This is a genomic window from Marinobacter sp. ST-43, assembly GCF_030541085.1.
Classification (GTDB): domain Bacteria; phylum Pseudomonadota; class Gammaproteobacteria; order Pseudomonadales; family Oleiphilaceae; genus Marinobacter; species Marinobacter nauticus.
The window spans coordinates 127,379-145,688 of sequence record NZ_JASSVO010000006.1; the positions used below are offsets into that span (position 1 = coordinate 127,379).

Sequence of the window (18,310 nt, forward strand, 5' to 3'; positions counted from 1 at the left end):
TGTGTTTGAAAAACTGCCGGTTCTGCCCGGTTGGCTACCAGCTTGAGCCCAGATTAACGGGGCAGGGCTTTCAGCATCGTGATAGGCTCATTCATGATTCGTTCATCTGGCTTTTGTCACCATAAACACCATGACCAGACCTCGTTTACATTCATCGCTGCTACCCGAAGACCGGTTTTCACGCCGGGTGTTCCGGGTGTTGTTGCTGACTCTGTTTGCGGTGGGCGCGCTGCCGTTTGCCCAGGTGGCCTGTGCCGATGATGACGACGACTGGCGGCGCCTGCACCACGAGGTTGAGGCCGGCCGTATCAAACCCCTGAGCGAAATCCTGGACAGCCTTGCCCGCGACTGGCGCGGAGACGTGATCGATGTGGATATCGAGAAAGACGATGGTGAGATCCTCTACGAGATCGAGTTGTTGGGCCCGGAAGGCCAGGTGGTGGAGTTTGAGATCAATGCCCGGACCGGAGAGGTTCTGGAGATAGAGGGCAGGAATATCCAGGGCATGAAACGCTGATGAAAATTCTTCTGGTGGAGGACGATGCCGCGCTGGCACAAGGGCTGGCCGGTAGCTTGCGGGATGCCGGACTGCTGGTGGAAGTTGCCGGGGAAGGCCGCACGGCCGACTTTCTGGTGAGCACCGAACGTTACGATGCGGTGGTACTGGACCTGGGCTTGCCGGATGGCAATGGCACCCAGTGGCTGGCCGGTTGGCGGGAGCGGGGTATTGATCTGCCGGTGCTGATTCTGACCGCCCGGGAGCGCTGGTCCGATAAAGCCGCGGGGTTCTCTGCCGGTGCCGATGACTATGTCACCAAGCCCTTTGAAACGGCTGAAATCCTGTTCCGCCTGCGGGCCCTGGTGCGCCGGTCCCACGGCCACGCCCACCCGGTGATTACCGTGGGTGACATTGCGCTGGATACCCACGCCGGGCAGGTGACCCGGGCAGGTATGCCGGTTTCACTCACGGCTCAGGAGTTCCGGCTGTTATCGCATCTGATCCACGCAGCGCCCAGAATCGTGTCCCGCACCGAGTTGTCCGAACATGTCTATGACGGCGACCAGGAGCCGGATTCCAATGTTATCGATGTCCAGGTCAGCCGGTTGCGGCGCAAACTCGGCGCCCAGGCTATCGAGACCATCCGTGGCCAGGGCTACCGTATGAACGGTCACGGAGAACCATCCTGATGCTGACACGTCTGCGCCGCTGGCCGGTGGCGCTGCGGATGCTGGTGTCTGCCCTGGTATTGGTCCTGGTGGTGTTGCCGCTGGCCGGTACCGTATTGGCCTGGAACTTTCGCCAGACGCTGAGCCAGTCCTTTGATGAGCGCCTGTTATCGTTCCTGAATGTGGTCATTGCCGGCATTGAGTCTGACCCTCAGACCGGTGAATTGACCCCCGGCCCGCAACTGGGTGAACCGCGCTTCGAGCGGGTGTATTCCGGCTGGTACTGGCAGGTCAACGACAACAGCGGGCGGGTGATCACCTCCCGGTCATTGTGGGACCAGCGACTGCCACAGATCAGTGGCCGGGGGCCGGACTGGGCCCAGGCCCCGGGGCCGCGCGGCCAGACACTTCGGATAGTGGAGCGGGATGTCCAGTTACCGGCTTTCGAAGGCTGGTTATCGGTGTCTGTCGCGGCCGACCAGGCGGAGCTGGATGCCCAGGTTGCGCGCTTCAACCGATTGCTGGTGGTTTCGCTGACCACGCTCGGTACGCTGTTACTGGTGATGATCGGGTTGCAGATCCGCTGGGGCCTGGCACCGCTTCGGCGTCTGGAGCGGGATCTCCGGGCCATGGAGTCCGGCCAGACCCGTTCACTGACCAGTGATCTGCCCGAAGAACTTGCGCGGCTCTCCGAGGCCATGAATCAGGTGCTTGAACGGGATCAGATACTGATTGAGCGTGGGCGCACGGCTGCGGGCAATCTGGCCCATGCCCTGAAAACGCCGGTATCTGTGCTTACCACCCTGAGTGATCGTTTGCCGTCGGTGCAGAGAACCGCTTTCCGTACCGAACTGAGCCGCATCGATGACGCCGTGCGCCATCATCTGGCCAGGGCTTCAGCGGCCGGACCGGCCGCCCTGGGGCGTGTGGATCTTGGTGAAACCCTGGCGCCGGTGCTGTCGGCACTCAATACTCTCGCGCAACGCCGTGGCGTTACCCTCGAAAGCGACCTGGGCGATACGGGCGCGGTTCGGCTTGAACAACAGGATTTACAGGAAATTGCGGGCAACCTGCTGGAAAATGCCATCAACTGGGCGGAGAGTCAGGTAAAGTTTCGGGTAGAAGGCTTGCCGGATGGTCTGGCGCTGATGGTGGAGGATGACGGCCCTGGCCTGTCTGACGCCGATATCGAGCAGGCTCTGACACGGGGCACCCGGCTGGATGAAACCCGGTCCGGTTCCGGTCTGGGCCTGGCGATCGTCAAAGAGCTGGCTGAACTGTATGGCGGCACGCTGACCCTGGCCCGATCTCCCCTCGGAGGGTTACAGGCCAGTGTGCGCTTTCCATCTCACTCATCGTCCAAGGCCCGCGGCGGGCAGTGATGCTCCTCCACCAGCGTGCCTTCATCCACGCTTTCCAGGTGTACATCAAAGCCCCAGAGCCGATGTACGTGCCTCAGCACTTCATCAGTTTCGTTGCCCAGCGGCACCCGGTCTACCGGGATGTGTCGCAGGGTTAACGAACGATCACCGCGAATATCCACACTCCATACCTGAATGTTCGGCTCCCGGTAACTGAGGTTGTATTGGCGCGCCAGCTTTTCCCGCAGCGCACGATAACCGGGCTCATCGTGAATGGCGGTGACGGTGTAGTGGTCTTCCCGATCGTCGCTTTCGATGGCGAACAGCTTCAGGTCACGCATCACCTTCGGTGAGAGAAACTGCTGGATAAAGCTCTCGTCCTTGAAGTTGTGCATGGCGAAATGCAGGGTTTCCAGCCAGTCTGTACCGGCGATGTCCGGGAACCATTCCCGGTCCTCATCGGTAGGGTTTTCACAGATACGTCTAAGGTCGGTGAAGATGGAGAAACCCAGGGTGTAGGGGTTCAGGCCGGAATACCATGGGCTGTTGAACGGGGGCTGGTATACCACGGCGGAGTGGCTTTGCAGGAACTCCAGCATGAAGCCATCGTTCACCAGCCCCTTGTCGTACAACCGGTGCAACAACGTGTAGTGCCAGAACGTGGCCCAGCCCTCGTTCATCACCTGGGTCTGGCGCTGTGGATAGAAATACTGGGCCAGCTTGCGCACGATGCGTACCAGTTCCCGCTGCCAGGTTTCCAGCAACGGCGCGTTTTTCTCGATGAAGTACAACAGGTTTTCCTGAGGCTCCTCCGGGTATCGGGGCCTGCGGCGAACCGGGTCCCCGTCGTCCTCTGCTTTGGGGATGGTTCGCCACAGATCGTTGATGCGGCGTTGCTCGTATTCCTCCCGCTCCTTTTGCCGGCGGGCCTCCTCGGCGGCCGAAATCGGGGCAGGGCGCTTGTAGCGGTCTACACCGTAGTTCATCAGTGCGTGGCAGGAGTCGAGAATCTCTTCCACGGCATCCACGCCGTGTCGCTCCTCGCACTCCGACACATAATGCCGGGCAAACACCAGGTAATCGATGATGGCGCTGGCGTCTGTCCAGGTACGGAACAGATAATTGCCCTTGAAGAACGAGTTGTGGCCATAGCTGGCGTGGGCAATCACCAGGGCCTGCATGGGCAGGGTGTTCTCTTCCATCAGGTAGGCGATACAGGGATTGGAATTGATCACAATCTCATAGGCCAGCCCCATCTGGCCCCGCTGATAGCCCTTGGAGGTTTGCAGAAACTGCTTGCCGAAGGACCAGTGATGATAGCCCACTGGCATGCCGACGGAGCTGTAGGCATCCATCATCTGCTCGGCGGTAATCACTTCAACCTGGTTTGGGTAAGTGTCCAGTCCGAACTCGGCGGCGCATTTGGCAATTTCCTCGTCGTATTTCTGGATCAGTTCGAAGGTCCATTCCGAACTGGTGGAAATGGGCGTACCTGCCTTGGGTTGTTCGCTCTCCGGTGCGTTCGGGCGATCAATCAGGCTGCTCATGCCGCTTTCCTCTCGAACAACTGTCGGAAGACCGGGTAAATGTCTCCAGGATCGGCAATCTGCTGCATGGCAAAGCTCTGGGGAAACTGCTCCATGATCTTCTCGTATTCGTACCAGAGCATCTGGTGATCCTGGGGTGTGATTTCGATATAGGAGTAGTACTGAACCAGCGGCAGAATTCGCTCAGACAGCAGTTTGCCGCAGATGGGTGAGTCGTCGTTCCAGTTGTCGCCGTCGGATGCCTGGGCGGCGTAGATGTTCCATTCCGCTGGCGAGTATCGGGCTTCGACGATCCGGTGCATCAGTTTAAGGGCGCTGGAGACAATGGTGCCCCCGGTTTCCCGGCTGTAGAAGAACTCTTCTTCGTCCACTTCCTTGGCGCTGGTGTGGTGGCGGATAAACACCACTTCGATTTTCTTGTAGTTCTTCTTCAGGAACAGATACAGCAGGATAAAGAAGCGTTTGGCGATGTCCTTGTGCATCTGGGTCATGGAACCGGATACATCCATCAGGCAGAACATCACCGCACTGGTGGCGGGTTTGGGCTGCTTCAGGTGTTGCCTGTAGCGCAGGTCGATCTCGTCAATGAAGGGAATGCGTTTGACGTTGGCTTTCAGCCGCGCAATTTCCTCTTCCAGCACCTTGATCTGGTCTTCATGGCTGAAGGCCGGATCGAGATCATTCGGCGCGCTTTTCAGCGCCTCGAGCTGTTTTTCCAGGTCCCGGATCTTTTTCTTGCGCGCACCGCCCAGGCCCAGACGCCGGGCGTGGGCGCCCCGAAGGGAACGCACCACATCCAGCTTGGCGGGCACTCCCTGGGTGGTGAAGCCCGAGCGTACATAACTGAAGGCTTCGGTGTCCTTGAGTTTTTTCCGGGCCAGATTGGGCAGCTCCAGATCGTCGAACAGGAAGTCGAGAAACTCTTCCTGGGTAATCTGGAAGGCGAACTCATCCATGCCTTCTCCGTCCGGGCTGGCCTGGCCTTGCCCCTGGCCCTGGCCACCGCCGCTCTCGGGTTTGGGGATGGTGTCCCCGGCCACCCATTCCTGATTGCCGGGGTGCACCACCTCTCGCCGGCCACCGTGGCCATGGTGGAAGATAGGTTCGTCAATATCCCGGGTGGGAATGCTTACTTTCTCGCCCCGTTCGATATCGGTGATGGAGCGCTTCTGCACGGCATCCGACACCGCCTTCTTGATGTGGTGGCGGTAACGGCGCAGGAACCGTTCCCGGTTCACTGCGCTCTTGTTCTTGCCGTTCAGGCGCCGGTCAACAATGTGGGTCATACCCATGGTACTGCTCCCGCTGGCCGTTAATGGGATTTCCGGACGCGCAGGTACCACTCGGCAAGCAAGCGAACCTGTTTCTCCGTGTATCCACGGTCAACCATGCGTTCCACAAACTGTTTGTGCTTTTTCTGGTCTTCCTGGCTGGCCTTCGGATTGAAGGAAATCACCGGCAACAGGTCTTCGGTGTTCGAGAACATCTTCTTCTCGATCACGCTGCGCAGCTTCTCATAGCTGAGCCAGGACGGGTTCTTGCCACCGTTGTTGGCCCGGGCCCGCAGCACAAAGTTGACCACTTCGTTGCGGAAGTCCTTGGGGTTGGAAATGCCCGCCGGTTTCTCGATTTTCTCCAGCTCGTCGTTGATGGAGGAGCGGTCCAGAATCTCGCCGGTTTCCGGGTCCCGGAACTCCTGATCCTGAATCCAGAAGTCGGCATAGGTGACATAGCGGTCGAACAGGTTCTGGCCGTACTCGCTGTAGCTTTCCAGATACGCCGTCTGGATTTCCTTGCCGATAAACTGGACGTAGTGGGGCGCCAGGTATTCCTTGATGAAGCGCAGGTATTTTTCCTGCAACTCCGGCTGGAACTGTTCCTGTTCGATCTGCTTTTCCAGCACATAGAGCAGGTGCACCGGGTTGGCGGCAATCTCGGTGGTGTCGAAATTGAATACCTTTGACAGGATCTTGAAGGCAAAGCGGGTAGACAGACCGTCCATGCCTTCCATCACCCCGGCAGCATCCCGGTACTCCTGGATGGACTTGGCCTTGGGGTCGGTGTCCTTGATGCTCTGGCCGTCGTATACCTTCATTTTGGAGAAGATGCTGGAGTTTTCCGGCTCCTTGATCCGGGACAACACCGAGAACTGGGCCAGCATATCAAGAGTGTCAGGTGCGCAGGGCGCTCCGGACAGTGAGCTGTGCTTCAGCAGCTTGCGATAGATTTCAATTTCTTCAGTGACCCGCACACAGTAGGGCACCTTGACGATGTACACCCGGTCCAGGAAGGCTTCGTTGTGCTTGTTATTGCGGAAGGTCTGCCACTCGGATTCATTGGAGTGGGCCAGGATCACGCCGTCGAAGGGCACCGAGCCCATGCCCTCGGTGGTGTTGTAGTTGCCTTCCTGGGTGGCCGTCAGCAGCGGATGCAGCACCTTGATCGGTGCCTTGAACATTTCCACAAACTCCATCAGCCCCTGGTTGGCTTTGCACAGGCCGCCGCTGAAGCTGTAGGCATCCGGATCATCCTGGGAATAGTCTTCCAGCATGCGGATGTTGACCTTGCCCACCAGGGCCGAGATGTCCTGGTTGTTGTCGTCGCCCGGCTCGGTCTTGGATACACCGATCTGATCCAGCACCGAGGGGTAACGTTTAACCACCCGGAACTGGCTGATGTCGCCGCCAAACTCATGCAGGCGCTTGACTGCCCAGGGTGACATGATGTTTTTCAGGTAGCGGCCGGGAATGCCGTATTCCTCTTCCAGAATCGGGCCATCCTCGGCCGGGTCGAACAGGCCTAGCGGGCTTTCGTTTACCGGAGAGCCTTTGATGGCGTAGAAGGGGACCTTCTGCATCAGGGCCTTGAGTTTCTCGGCCAGGGAGGATTTACCACCGCCGACAGGGCCGAGCAGGTAGAGAATCTGTTTCTTCTCCTCCAGGCCCTGGGCCGCGTGGCGGAAGAACGAAACGATGTTTTCCACGGCATCTTCCATGCCGTAAAACTCGTCAAATTCCGGGTAACGCTTGATAACCTTGTTGGAAAAGATGCGTGACAGGCGGGGGTCACGGGAGGTATCGATCAGTTCTGGTTCGCCGATGGCAATCAACATCCGCTCCGCGGCGGTGGCGTATGCCGTTGGGTCCTTTTTGCAGATCTCCAGGTATTCCTCAAGGGAGTATTCCTCCTCCTGAGTCTGTTCATACCGGTCTTTGAAGTGCTGCAGAATGCTCATAGATGGCCCCTCGCTTACTCTTGCCTGTTATAGATTCACGCAATGTCCCCGTTGCTGTTTCGCCGCCTGTCCCGGCGGTGTGTCTGGTTAAGGAATGAATGGGATGGTGTTAAGCAGGTATACGTTATCCGGAGGTTTCCGGCCTGCTTAATCTGAGCTTAGTTCAGAGTTCGGGGGTTGGACAGTGGGCAGTCAAATTAGGTTCATTAAATTATGTTATGAGCGGCAAGCGAGAGACTTACCGCCCATGATTGCAGGTTATTTTTTGACGAGGGTAAACACGCTTTCCGTGGCGCCGTTTCTCAGGCCGCGACGTTTGGCAAACGGGTTGTCACGGGCCATGTCCCGTTTCAGCACCTGGTTGATCTCATAATCCTCACCATAGAGCCTGAACACTTCGTCGTCGGTAACGTTGAACGGTGGGCCCTGCATTTCCGAGCTGTCGTAATCCAGCGTGATCAGCAGGATTCTGGTGTCGTCCGGAATAATAGCGGTGAGATGATTGACATAGCTCTTGCGCATTTCCGGGGGCAGGGCGATCAGGGCAGCCCGGTCGTACACCAGGCGAATGTGTTTGAGGTCGTCCGGCACCAGCTGGAAATAATCCCCACACCAGATCTGCAGGTCGTCATGGCGGAAGGTGGTAAAGGGTTCACCCGGGTGAACGCTGGCTTTCTCCTGTGCTTCCTCGAAAAAATCCTTGCAGGCAACCTCACTTAACTCCACGCCGATAATCGGATGTCCGCGATCGTGCAGCCACCACATGTCATGGGCCTTGCCGCACAGGGGAACGAACACGGCGTCGGTGCCGTTGCCTGCCAGTTCGGGCCAGTGGTCATGCAGGTACTGATTAACCGTGCCTTCGTGGAAGCCGATTTGGTCTTTTGCCCAGCGTTCGTGCCAGAATTCGTGTTCCATGGGTAGCCTCCCGGAGATTGATCGTTTTCCTCAGTCTACCTTAATCTGTGGGGTCGATGAGTCAGGAGAAAAGTATGAAAGCCGTTTTTCTGGATGCCGCAACATTGGGCGAGGATGTGGATCTGAGCCCCATTGAAAACATTGCCGGTGGACTGACCTGCCACCCGCGCACCAACCCGGAGCAGGTGATTCAAAGAATCCAGGGCTTTGATACGGTGCTGGTGAACAAGGTGGTGCTGAACGGCGAACATTTTGAAGCCTGCCCGGAACTGAAAACCATCGCGGTGGTGGCAACCGGTCTCAATAACATCGATCTGGAGGCGGCCAAGGCCCACGACATCAAGGTAATGAACGTTACCAATTATGGCCGTTCCACTGTGGCCCAGCACACCATGGCTCTCATCCTGGCACTGGCCACCCGGCTGCTGGATTACAACCGGGGTGCCCGCAATGGCCAGTGGGCCAAAAGCGATATGTTCTGCCTGATGGACTACCCGATTATGGAGCTGGAAGGCAAAACTCTGGGCATTGTCGGCTACGGCGATCTTGGCCAGGGTGTGGCGGAACGGGCAAAGGCGTTTGGCATGAACATCGTCCTCGGCTGCCGGCCCGGCCAAGAGCCTGGCGAGGTGGATGGCTACCCGCGAATTCCGCTGGATGACCTGTTGGTGCGGGCTGATGTGCTATCACTCCACTGCCTGCTGACAGAAGAAACCCGCAACATGATTGGCGCCCGGGAACTGGGTTTGATGAAGTCGTCGGCACTGCTGATCAACACCAGTAGAGGCGGCTTGGTTGATGAATCGGCTTTGGCTGACGCCTTGCGGAATGGCGATATTGCCGGTGCGGGCTTTGACGTGTTAACCGAAGAACCTCCTCGCAATGGTAACCCGCTGCTGGCAGACAATGTTCCCAATCTGATTCTGACCCCACACTCGGCCTGGGCGAGCCAAGAGGCGCGGCAGCGAATTGTGGAGATTACGGCGCGTAATCTGGCGTCGGTTACCTGAAGTCGGGTGAAGGAAGCCCACCGCCAGGAGGATTTGTCCGGGTGTACAACAAATACCCGGTTTCCGGGTTGTTTACTGACAGCTGCCTGATAAGCTTGAAGAAACACTGACAAGCAGGATGTTACGTGGCTTCCACCCAGATGAAAGAGCGGCTCCAGGCTGCTGAAGACTGGATACTGTCCAATTCCAACCCACCGCAGACCTGGCCCTGGACCTGGCTGTATAAATCCGGGCGCTCGGCTTATGCCCTGATCCGCGATGTGATCAGTGGTCAGCTGACACTGCACGCCATGAGCCTGGTTTACACCACGTTGCTCAGCATTGTGCCGTTGCTCGCCCTGAGCTTTTCCGTGCTGAAAGCGCTGGGTGTGCACCAGCGCATGGAGCCATTCCTGTACCAGTTCTTCCAGCCGATGGGCCCACAGGGTGTGGAGGTGGCTGAGCGAATCCTGGGCTTTGTCGATAATATGAAAGTCGGTGTGTTGGGCTCGGTGGGTCTGGCCTTGTTGGTGTACACCGTCATTTCCCTGGTTCAGAAAATCGAGCGCTCGTTCAACATGATCTGGCGGGTGCCGGAAATGCGCTCCATGGCGCAGCGTTTCAGTAACTATCTGAGCGTCATCATGGTCGGCCCCTTGTTGATGGTTTCGGCTATCGGGGTAACCGCCACCATATTCTCTTCAGAAATCGCTCAGAATCTTATGGCCATCGAGCCGTTTGGTTCGCTGATTGTCCTTGCCAGTCGATTTACACCATTTTTCCTGGTGGTGGGCGCGTTCACCTTTGTTTACATCTTTATCCCTAACACCCGGGTGAAGCTGCGCTACGCGTTTATCGCCGGGCTGGTGGCCGGCGTTTCCTGGCAGGCTGGCGGCATGCTGTTTGCCTCGTTCGTGGCCGGCTCGGCCAAGTATGCGGCCATCTACTCCGGTTTTGCGGTCGGTATCATTCTGCTGATCTGGACGTATCTGAACTGGATGATCCTGCTGCTTGGCGCCAGTCTGGCTTTCTATCTGCAAAACCCGGGGGCCGTAGCCAAGCGCCGGAATGTCCAGCTGGCGCCGGAATTGCAGGAGCGGGTAGGGCTTGCCCTGATGTGGATGGTGGCCAAGCCGTTCAGCCGCGGTGAACCGGCGCCTCAGCAGGAGTCTCTGGAGCAGCAGTTGCGGATTCCCGGCGAAGTCACCCGCAAGATCAGCGACAAGCTGATACGCGCCGGGTTGCTGAATCTGGCGGGGCGCGATGGCGATCAGCTGGTTCCAGGGCGAACACTGGATCTGATTACGGTCGGTAGCGTGCTGCGGGCCGTGCGCAAGGACGAAGACCGGGTGGTGGATCGCCTGCCTGCCGGGGCCATGCCGAGGGAACTGATCGATCTTGCGCCCACCAGTGACGATGTCAGCTTTGCCAGCCTGCTGAATGCCGGTACACCGCCCGGTGCGGATATTGTCAAAGCACCGGAGTCAGGTCCGAACCTGTGAGCTTTTGCCTTCCTGGAGCATTCTGAGCAATACCGTACGTACCCTGCCCAGTTGCTCCGGGGACAGGTGCACAATACGAATCAGATTCTCTTCTGACAGGTTCCTCTGGCGGGCATGGCGCAGCACTTCCCGGGTGCCCAGAAGCAGGCCGTCGGTCAGTGCGGAGTGGGCCTGCCGCGGCGCCGGCCGTTCCGCCGACAGCAGCCAGGCATGGTATTTGGGTGGCAGATTCCATACATTGGCCAGTAACTGGCAGGTGGCCCACTGATAACGGGCCAGAGCCTGTCTCAGTATGGCCGGTTCCGGTTCATTGCCGGAGCCTTTGGTGCGGCAGATACGCCCCAGTTCCCGGCGAATGGTGATGTAGGCCAAGGCTGGCAACAGGCCGACCATGAAGTGGGCGCTGGTGTCATCCCTGTGAATCTTCGCAATCATTTCCGCCGCCCGTGCGCAGGTCAGGCCCCAGCGCCAGGACCGTTGTGCGAACAGCGCTTCCCGACTGTTCCTGGCCGCCATCATGGGGCGCATCACCGCCGCCGCAATCACGTTCCGGATGCCGTCCACACCCAGCACGAACACAGCCTGGTCAACGGATTCTATGACGTGTTCATTCGGGCGGAAGTAGGGGCTGTTGGCCACCTGGAGCAACTGGTCGGTCAGTGACGGGTCACTCAGAATGATGCGGGTTAGCTCTTTGCGTTCGGTGGCTTCATTGGACAGTGCTCGCATCAGCATGGGTAAACTGCCAGGCTTCCTGGGCAGTTCTTCCATTTCGTTCATTTGCAGGCGCCGCTCGAGCTCGGCCAGTTCCTTTTCGCCACTATCTGTGCCGGCACGAAGGCGCGCGGGTTCCACATCAAGCAGCCAGGTGAACAGGTGGTCTTCCAGTTGGCCAACAATGTCGCCTTCATCGTTGCTATTGCCGGGCTGGCTGGTGCTGGAAGGATTAAAAAGCCGGGTTTCGGAGGCAGCCTGTGGGACGGATTGAGTGCTGTTGAACAGACCTGATATCCAGGAAAAAAAGCCCGGCATCCCTTGCCTCCGCATAGCGTGTATAAAGAATGGACTGGTTATCTGGCCAGTATAGTAGCGTAATGCAACCCTGCCCAGCCCTGACAACGATCAGAAAAAGGACTCGCCAAAGACAAAGACCAGTTGGCACACACCGGCCACCAGACCCAGGAAGGCGCCCACCAGGATCAGTTTGATCTCGTCTTCCTGGAAGCACGGGCGCAGCAGATCCTGGAATTCTTCCGAAGACAGGGCATTCATCCGCTCCACCATAATGGACTCCACTGCCCGGGCCCGGTCTCGCTCGAACACGGGGTTGTTGAAGGAACTCTGGGATATCGCGATGGCTTTTTCACCCACCTGATTTTTCAGGGTGGCAAAACCCGTGGGGCCGAATGCCATCTGGGTCAGGGCCTTGCCCATGCCTGCGGTTTCATCCACCAGCGGTTTGATGTGCTTTTTCACCATGTTGCGGGCGCGGTCACCTTTGGGTCCTTCGAGGATGGCATTGATGATGTTGCCCACGGTGAGTATCTCGTGGGTCACGATATGACAGAAGGATTCTGCCACTTCTGGCTGGCGCTTGAGGAACAGGCCCTGGATTCGCAGAGGGCCGACCTTGTGTTCATGCAGGGGCCGGAAGATTACATTCAGCGCAATCCAGTTGGTGGCCCAGCCCACAAGGAGCCCGAACAGAGGCAACACCCAGATGGCCGGGTACAGGTACCAGACTCCCATCTGGATAATGCCGAACAGGAAGCCGAAGTAGAGGCCGGAATTGATGATGAAGCGGAACTCCACGTCGCCACACTCCAGAAATATCCGGTTGAGCAGCTTTTTATCCCGGGCCAGGCGTTCGATGACCATGCCTTTGATGTCGAGCAGGTCTTCAATGTTGTCTGAGATGTCTTCAACCAGGTTGTCGACCAGTTGTGGGGTGGATTTGCGTACCCGGTCGTAGACCATTTTGCGGGCCGAGGCGGGCAGGTTTTCCCAGAAGGTGGGGTATTCCCGCAGCATGAGTTCGTCGACATATTCCTCGATGCGGGGGTCGACGGTGTAGATGATGTGGGCGGCCAGGACTTTTGGGTCAATCTGTTCGAAGATCTCCTGAACGGTACCGATTTTGGAAATGGTGGCATCCACGCTTTTGGCCGCCATTTTGCGGGCTTTGGAGGGAATAATGCCCTGCCAGCCCAGAAGCGGTGGCTTGCCGATGAACTCCAGAGGGTAGAAGGTCATTTTGATGGCGAGCCAGTTGGTGCTCCAGCCGATGAGGGCGGCGATCACGGGGATGCTGAGGTATTGCCAAAATTCCGGATTGGTAAGTAGGTTTATCATCCTGGGCTCTTAATTGTTTTCTTGGGTGCAGGCGCCCATCCAAGGTGGCATTCCCGCCCACTTTTTGTCAGACAAGATAATGTTGTTCACTGACAGCTCTGTCAATGACTGGGATGCCAGGACGTGACGCCATGAATAGTCACCCGCCTGTCTCAGGCGCCGATATCCCCCCAGAGCCACTGACACAGGGCGATGGCGGCAACGGGTGCAGTTTCGGTGCGCAGTACCCGGGGGCCCAGGGCAACGGGCAGAAAACCGTTGTCCTCGGCCAGGGCAATTTCTTCAGCGGTCAGGCCGCCTTCGGGGCCTATCATCAGGGCGATGCTGGAGGGCTTTTCGAGGGTGTTCAGGGACCGTTCGGTGCGATGGTGTAGCACCAGGCGCAAGTCACAGGCCCGGGCGTGTTCCAGCCACTGTTGCACGGTCATAACCGGCTGTATGTCTGGAACCCGGGCACGGCCGCACTGTTCGGCGGCGCTGATGGCAACCTGTTGCCAGTGCCGAAGGCGTTTGTCTTCCCGGTCGCCTTTGAGTTTGACGTCGCAGCGTTCGGTGGTCAGCGGCACGATTTCGCTCACGCCCATTTCCACTGCTTTTTGTACGGCGTAGTCCATGCGGTCGCCCTTGGACAGGGTCTGTGCCAGTACTACTCTGAGGGGCGATTCTGTTTCGTTTTCAGCGGCTTCCGTGACTGCCACCAGCACGTGTTTCTTTCCGGCTTCGGTAATGGTGGCGTGATAGTCATGACCGTCACCGTTGAAGAGCAGAAGTGCCTGGCCTGCCTGCATGCGCAGGACCCGGCCTACATGGTTGGCGGCGTTGTCGTCCAGCTGGCACTGGCTGCCGACAGCCAGGGGGCTGTTGGTGAAGATGCGCGGGATTCTCATGGCGGCGGTTCTCAGTCCTTGACCGCGATTTCGATGCCTTCGGTGGCCACCTGAGCCAGATGGCGAATCTGTTCTTCGGTGATCACGTAGGGCGGCATGAAGTACAGCACGTTACCCAGGGGGCGCAGCAAGGCCTGGCGGGTGAGTGAATGCTTATACACTCTGATGCCACGGCGCTCCTGCCAGGGGAACGGGGTTTTGCTGGCTTTGTCTTTAACCATTTCAATGGCCATGGTCATGCCGTGCTGGCGGATGTCGCCCACGTTCGGGTGGTCGGCCAGATGGGCAACGGACTCGGCCATACAGCGGGACAGCTGGCGGTTGTTTTCGATGACGTTCTCATCCCGGAAAATGTCGAGCGTGGCCAGGGCGACGGCGCAGCCGATGGGGTTTCCGGTGTAGCTGTGGCTGTGCAGGAAGGCGCGCATGGTTTCGTAGTCGTCGTAAAAGGCGTTGTAGACGGTGTCGGTGGTGAGCACCACGGACAACGGCAGGTAGCCGGCGGTCAGGCCTTTGGACAGGCACATGAAATCGGGGGTGATACCAGACTGTTCACAGGCGAACAGAGTACCGGTGCGGCCAAAGCCGACGGCAATTTCATCCGCGATCAGGTGCACCCCGTAACGGTCGCAGGCTTCCCGCAGTTTGGTGTGGTAAATCGGGTGGTGCATGCGCATGCCACCGGCGCACTGGATCAACGGCTCCACCACCACAGCGCAGATTTCGTCGTGTTTCTCGGCCAGCAGTTTGTCCATGGCCTCGAACTGGCGCAGGGCGTACTCTTCATCGGTTTCGCCCGGCTCTTTGTTGTAGGCGTCCGGTGAGGGGGCGGTCAGCACTTCCATCAGCAGCGGCTGGTAGGTGTCCTTGTACAGGGCCACGTCGCCCAGGGCCAGCGCGCCCAGGGTTTCGCCATGGTAGCTGTTGCTGAGGTTAACGAAGTTCTTTTTGCCCGGTTTGCCGTGGTTTTTCCAGTAGTGGTAACTCATCTTCAGAGCGGCTTCGATGGCCGAGGAACCATTGTCGGCATAGAAACACTTGTTCAGGCCTTCCGGCGTTACCTCGATCAGCCGCTCCGACAGATTAACCACTGGCTCATGACTGAAACCGGCCAGAATCACATGTTCGAGCTGGCCGATCTGTTCCTGAATGGCGGAGTTGATGCGCGGATTGGCGTGGCCGAACAGGTTAACCCACCAGGAGCTGACGGCGTCGATGTAGCGGTTGCCCTCAAAGTCCTCCAGCCAGACACCTTCGCCCCGTTTGATGGGGATCAGGGGCAGGGTCTCGTGGTCTTTCATCTGGGTGCACGGGTGCCACACGGATTTGAGATCCCGTGCGACCAGATCGGCATTGCGCATTGTTGTCTCCTGTCAGCTCCCGGACGGTTTTGTTCGGTTCGTTAAAATCCTCACATGATACTTGCCCGGGCCATCGCTTAACAGCGCCAGAATGTGAACCAATCGGTCTGGCTTGCTTGCCCGGTTTGCTTGCCCGCCCGGCCAATGTTGCCACGCCGGGCGACCGCAACAATAGGGGTAAGACAGGTTCGGAGGTAATCATGGAACTCAATCTGGAGCACCCCTACGAGCGGGGGCTTGATCAGGTGATCGAGCGTTTCTTCGATGAGGCGCATATTCGCAACAAAAACGAGCAACTGGGTGCCCGCAATCTCAAGGTGACCGAGCTGAAAAAGGACGAAATGTCGGCCAAACTGGTGATCGAGCGGGAAATGACCGCCTCGGCACCGGTGCCGGGTGTGCTTTCCGGTTTCCACCGGGAATGGAACCGGGTGCGGCAGGAAGAGCACTGGTTCCGCAAAGACGATTACGAGTGGCACTGCGAGTTTCGGGTGCGCATTGACGGCGTGCCGGCGAAGATCAAGGGCGCGATGCGGCTGTTGGGCAACGGCGACCGTTGTATCAACTACGTGAGCCTGTCGGTGCTGTGCGAGGTGCCGTTTCTGGGCCGGAAGATTGCGAAGTTTCTGGCGGATGACTCCCACGCCAAGATTGAACGTGAGTATGACGTCATCCGCCAGTTGCTTTAAACGCGAGGGTCAGTGAGCCAGTACCCGGGACAGGAATGCCTGGGTGCGCTCATTCTGAGGGTTATCGAACACCTCGTCGGGTTTGCCTTCCTCGACAATCTGGCCTTCGTGAATGTAAATCACCCGGTCGGCCACCTCGCGGGCGAAGCCCATTTCATGGGTGACGACCATCATGGTCATACCTTCTCTGGCCAGCTCCCTCATGACATCCAGTACTTCCCCGATCATTTCCGGATCCAGCGCTGACGTGGGTTCGTCGAACAGCATCAGCCTGGGTTCCATGGCCAGAGCCCGGGCGATGGCCACCCGCTGTTGCTGGCCGCCGGATAGCTGGCTGGGGTATTTGTCGGCCTGATTGCCGATGCCGACACGCTCCAGCAGGCGTTCGGCGGTGGCGTTGGCAACCACTTCGGCCGTTCTTTTCACCTTCATGGGCGCCAGCATGATGTTCTTTTTCACGGTCAGGTGCGGGAACAGGTTGAACTGCTGGAACACCATGCCCACTTCCTTGCGGATTTCCGCCAGGCTGTTCTGATTGCCGCCTTTCGGGGCCAGAGGGTGGTTATCCACCTCAAGCGAACCGGATTCGTATTCTTCCAGGCCATTCACGCAGCGAATCAGAGTGGACTTGCCGGAGCCGCTGGCGCCGATGATCACCACCACTTCGCCCTGTTCTACGGTCAGGTCGATATCCTTGAGGACATGCAGTTTGCCGAAGTATTTGTTCATGCCCTTCATTTTTACAATCTGTGTCATTGCTCGGGCTCCTTCAGGCAGACGCGACACCACGGCGCTCAAGCAGCCGCAGGATCAGTGACAGGGACAGCGTAATGGCCAGGTACATAATGGCCACCACAAAATACACCTCGAATGCGGTGAAGGTATTGGCAATGTACACCTGGCCCTGGCGTACCAGTTCGCCCACGCCGATGACCGAGAACAGCGAGGTGTCCTTGATGCTGACGATGGCCTGGTTGCCCAGGGGCGGAATCATGCGCCGGAAGGCCTGGGGCCAGACAATGTTCCAGAACGTCTGGGAGCGTGACAGGCCCAGAGACAGACCGGCTTCGGTCTGGCCTTTGTCGATGGATTGCACACCGCCACGGACCACTTCGGAGATATAGGCACCGGAGTTAAGGGCGATGGCTGCAATACCGGCTGTCAGCGGGTCGATCGGGCCGCCTACCAGGTCGGGCAGGCCGTAGAAGATAAACAGCACCTGAACCAGGATGGGGGTGCCGCGGAAAATCTCGATGTAGGCAGTGGCGGGCCAGCGCAAGAACCAATTCTTGTTGATGCTGAGCAGGCCGAACACGATGCCCAGAACAAAACCGATGGCCAGGCCACCGAAGGAAATCATCAGGGTATAGGGGATACCCTTGGCCAGGTAGGGAATGGAATTGATGGCCGCCTGCCAGTCAAACTGAAACTGGAATTCCACAGTGTGTTTCTCCGTTGGGTTGGGAGGAATCGGCCAGGGCATTGTGTGCCCAGGCCGGTTCGAGTGGCGGGTTATTTGTCTTCAGGCATGGGGCCGAACCATTTTTCATAAATGGTCTTGTAGGTGCCGTCTTCCTTGATTTCTGCCAGGGCCTCGTTAACCGGGCCGACCCATTTGCTGCCGTTCTTCAGGGCAATACCGTACTGCTGGCCTTCATACAGGGGGCCGACGGTCTTGACCTTGCCTTTGCCTCGGGTGCTGGCGAAGTAGCCAACGTTTGGGGCATCGTAGAAAACCGCATCAACGGCACCGGACATCAGCGCCATGTACATGTCGGAGCTGCCGGGGTACGGCGTTACACCGTCGTTGTCGTCCAGGCTCTTCATCAGGAAGTCATAGCTGGTGCTACCAATCTTGGTGCCCACTTTCATGCCTTCCAGGTCCGACATTTCATCAACGTCGCCGTTGTTCTGGCTCACCAGGATGCGCAGACCGGAATCGTAGTAAGGATCGGAGAAGTCGACGATTTCCTCGCGCTCATCGGTAATGGTGATGCCGGCGATGGCAATATCCACGTTGCCGGTTTGCAGGGCCGGGATAATGCCGTTGAAATCCATGGTGTTGAGGTCGTAATCAAAGCCTGCACGTTCGGCGACTTCGGCAATGATCTCCATATCGAAACCGATCATTTCTCCGGTTTCCTGATCCATCATTTCAAACGGGACGAAGCTTGGGTCGGTAACCACGCGCAGGGTCTCTGCGCTGACTGAGGTTGCGGCTACAGACAGTGCCAGACCAGCCCCCAGTGTTTTCAGCCATTTCGTGCTCATGCTTTCTCCTTTCTGTTTTTTTATGCCCCGT

Annotated in this window: 17 protein-coding genes; 6 read left to right on the forward strand and 11 right to left on the reverse strand. The window is 58.2% G+C overall.

The genetic code is table 11. The features are described 5' to 3' along the window. Positions 1–130: 130 nt before the first annotated feature. Genes QPL98_RS10740 through QPL98_RS10750 form a run of 3 tightly spaced genes read left to right on the forward strand, consistent with a single transcriptional unit; the run spans position 131 to position 2,549 of the window. Positions 131–517 carry a PepSY domain-containing protein gene (locus QPL98_RS10740; RefSeq protein WP_051995655.1) on the forward strand — a complete coding sequence of 129 codons (387 nt, stop codon included), beginning with the start codon at positions 131–133 and terminating at the stop codon, positions 515–517. Continuing rightward, a complete protein-coding gene (locus QPL98_RS10745; protein ID WP_023012227.1) occupies positions 517–1,188 on the forward strand; it encodes a response regulator transcription factor in 672 nt (223 codons plus the stop codon). The genes QPL98_RS10740 and QPL98_RS10745 overlap by 1 nt, the downstream gene beginning before the upstream one ends. After that, complete coding sequence (locus tag QPL98_RS10750; protein WP_303293228.1) at positions 1,188–2,549, forward strand: sensor histidine kinase; 1,362 nt, start codon at positions 1,188–1,190, stop codon at positions 2,547–2,549. Before QPL98_RS10745 ends, QPL98_RS10750 begins: the two co-directional genes overlap by 1 nt. On the opposite strand, the gene QPL98_RS10755 is transcribed toward QPL98_RS10750, so the two are convergent. The 4 genes from QPL98_RS10755 to tmpT form a co-directional block, all read right to left on the reverse strand. Continuing rightward, positions 2,516–4,075, reverse strand: coding sequence for a SpoVR family protein (locus QPL98_RS10755; protein WP_022990878.1), 1,560 nt, complete (start codon positions 4,073–4,075; stop codon positions 2,516–2,518). The two genes, QPL98_RS10750 and QPL98_RS10755, sit on opposite strands and share 34 nt — an antisense overlap. Continuing rightward, positions 4,072–5,367, reverse strand: coding sequence for a YeaH/YhbH family protein (locus QPL98_RS10760; protein WP_022990879.1), 1,296 nt, complete (start codon positions 5,365–5,367; stop codon positions 4,072–4,074). The genes QPL98_RS10755 and QPL98_RS10760 overlap by 4 nt, the downstream gene beginning before the upstream one ends. A 20-nt stretch (positions 5,368–5,387) precedes the next feature. After that, positions 5,388–7,310, reverse strand: a complete 1,923-nt coding sequence (locus QPL98_RS10765; protein WP_011786498.1) for a PrkA family serine protein kinase — start codon at positions 7,308–7,310, stop codon at positions 5,388–5,390. Positions 7,311–7,568: 258 nt separating this feature from the next. Next, positions 7,569–8,228, reverse strand: coding sequence for a thiopurine S-methyltransferase (gene tmpT / locus QPL98_RS10770; protein ID WP_011786497.1), 660 nt, complete (start codon positions 8,226–8,228; stop codon positions 7,569–7,571). Positions 8,229–8,302: 74 nt separating this feature from the next. Between tmpT and QPL98_RS10775 the strand changes: the two genes are divergently transcribed. Both QPL98_RS10775 and QPL98_RS10780 read left to right on the forward strand, forming a co-directional pair. Beyond that, complete coding sequence (locus QPL98_RS10775) at positions 8,303–9,238, forward strand: D-2-hydroxyacid dehydrogenase (RefSeq protein ID WP_303293229.1); 936 nt, start codon at positions 8,303–8,305, stop codon at positions 9,236–9,238. 125 nt (positions 9,239–9,363) lie between these two features. Beyond that, on the forward strand, positions 9,364–10,719 hold the full coding sequence (locus tag QPL98_RS10780) for a YihY/virulence factor BrkB family protein (protein WP_014422423.1): 1,356 nt from the start codon (positions 9,364–9,366) through the stop codon (positions 10,717–10,719). Here QPL98_RS10780 and QPL98_RS10785 read toward each other — a convergent pair. The 4 genes from QPL98_RS10785 to QPL98_RS10800 form a co-directional block, all read right to left on the reverse strand. Further along, positions 10,702–11,751, reverse strand: coding sequence for an HDOD domain-containing protein (locus QPL98_RS10785; RefSeq protein WP_023008558.1), 1,050 nt, complete (start codon positions 11,749–11,751; stop codon positions 10,702–10,704). The genes QPL98_RS10780 and QPL98_RS10785 overlap by 18 nt on opposite strands. A gap of 90 nt (positions 11,752–11,841) precedes the next feature. After that, on the reverse strand, positions 11,842–13,071 hold the full coding sequence (locus QPL98_RS10790) for a DUF445 domain-containing protein (protein WP_011786493.1): 1,230 nt from the start codon (positions 13,069–13,071) through the stop codon (positions 11,842–11,844). A gap of 152 nt (positions 13,072–13,223) precedes the next feature. Then, entirely contained in the window at positions 13,224–13,958 is a 735-nt protein-coding gene (locus QPL98_RS10795; protein WP_303293230.1) for a 16S rRNA (uracil(1498)-N(3))-methyltransferase, read from the reverse strand. 11 nt (positions 13,959–13,969) lie between these two features. Further along, positions 13,970–15,319 carry an adenosylmethionine--8-amino-7-oxononanoate transaminase gene (locus QPL98_RS10800; protein WP_286896515.1) on the reverse strand — a complete coding sequence of 450 codons (1,350 nt, stop codon included), beginning with the start codon at positions 15,317–15,319 and terminating at the stop codon, positions 13,970–13,972. A gap of 200 nt (positions 15,320–15,519) precedes the next feature. On the opposite strand from QPL98_RS10800, the gene QPL98_RS10805 reads away from it, so the two are divergent. Continuing rightward, positions 15,520–16,008 carry a DUF2505 domain-containing protein gene (locus tag QPL98_RS10805; RefSeq protein ID WP_228223728.1) on the forward strand — a complete coding sequence of 163 codons (489 nt, stop codon included), beginning with the start codon at positions 15,520–15,522 and terminating at the stop codon, positions 16,006–16,008. 9 nt (positions 16,009–16,017) lie between these two features. Here the strand turns inward: QPL98_RS10805 and QPL98_RS10810 are convergent, their stop codons facing one another. The 3 genes from QPL98_RS10810 to QPL98_RS10820 form a co-directional block, all read right to left on the reverse strand. Then, positions 16,018–16,764: an amino acid ABC transporter ATP-binding protein gene (locus QPL98_RS10810; RefSeq protein ID WP_011786489.1), complete on the reverse strand. Its 747-nt coding sequence runs from the start codon at positions 16,762–16,764 to the stop codon at positions 16,018–16,020. 13 nt (positions 16,765–16,777) lie between these two features. Next, positions 16,778–17,449, reverse strand: a complete 672-nt coding sequence (locus QPL98_RS10815; RefSeq protein ID WP_031210002.1) for an amino acid ABC transporter permease — start codon at positions 17,447–17,449, stop codon at positions 16,778–16,780. A gap of 71 nt (positions 17,450–17,520) precedes the next feature. Beyond that, on the reverse strand, positions 17,521–18,279 hold the full coding sequence (locus QPL98_RS10820; protein ID WP_023008554.1) for a transporter substrate-binding domain-containing protein: 759 nt from the start codon (positions 18,277–18,279) through the stop codon (positions 17,521–17,523). Positions 18,280–18,310 lie beyond the last annotated feature (31 nt).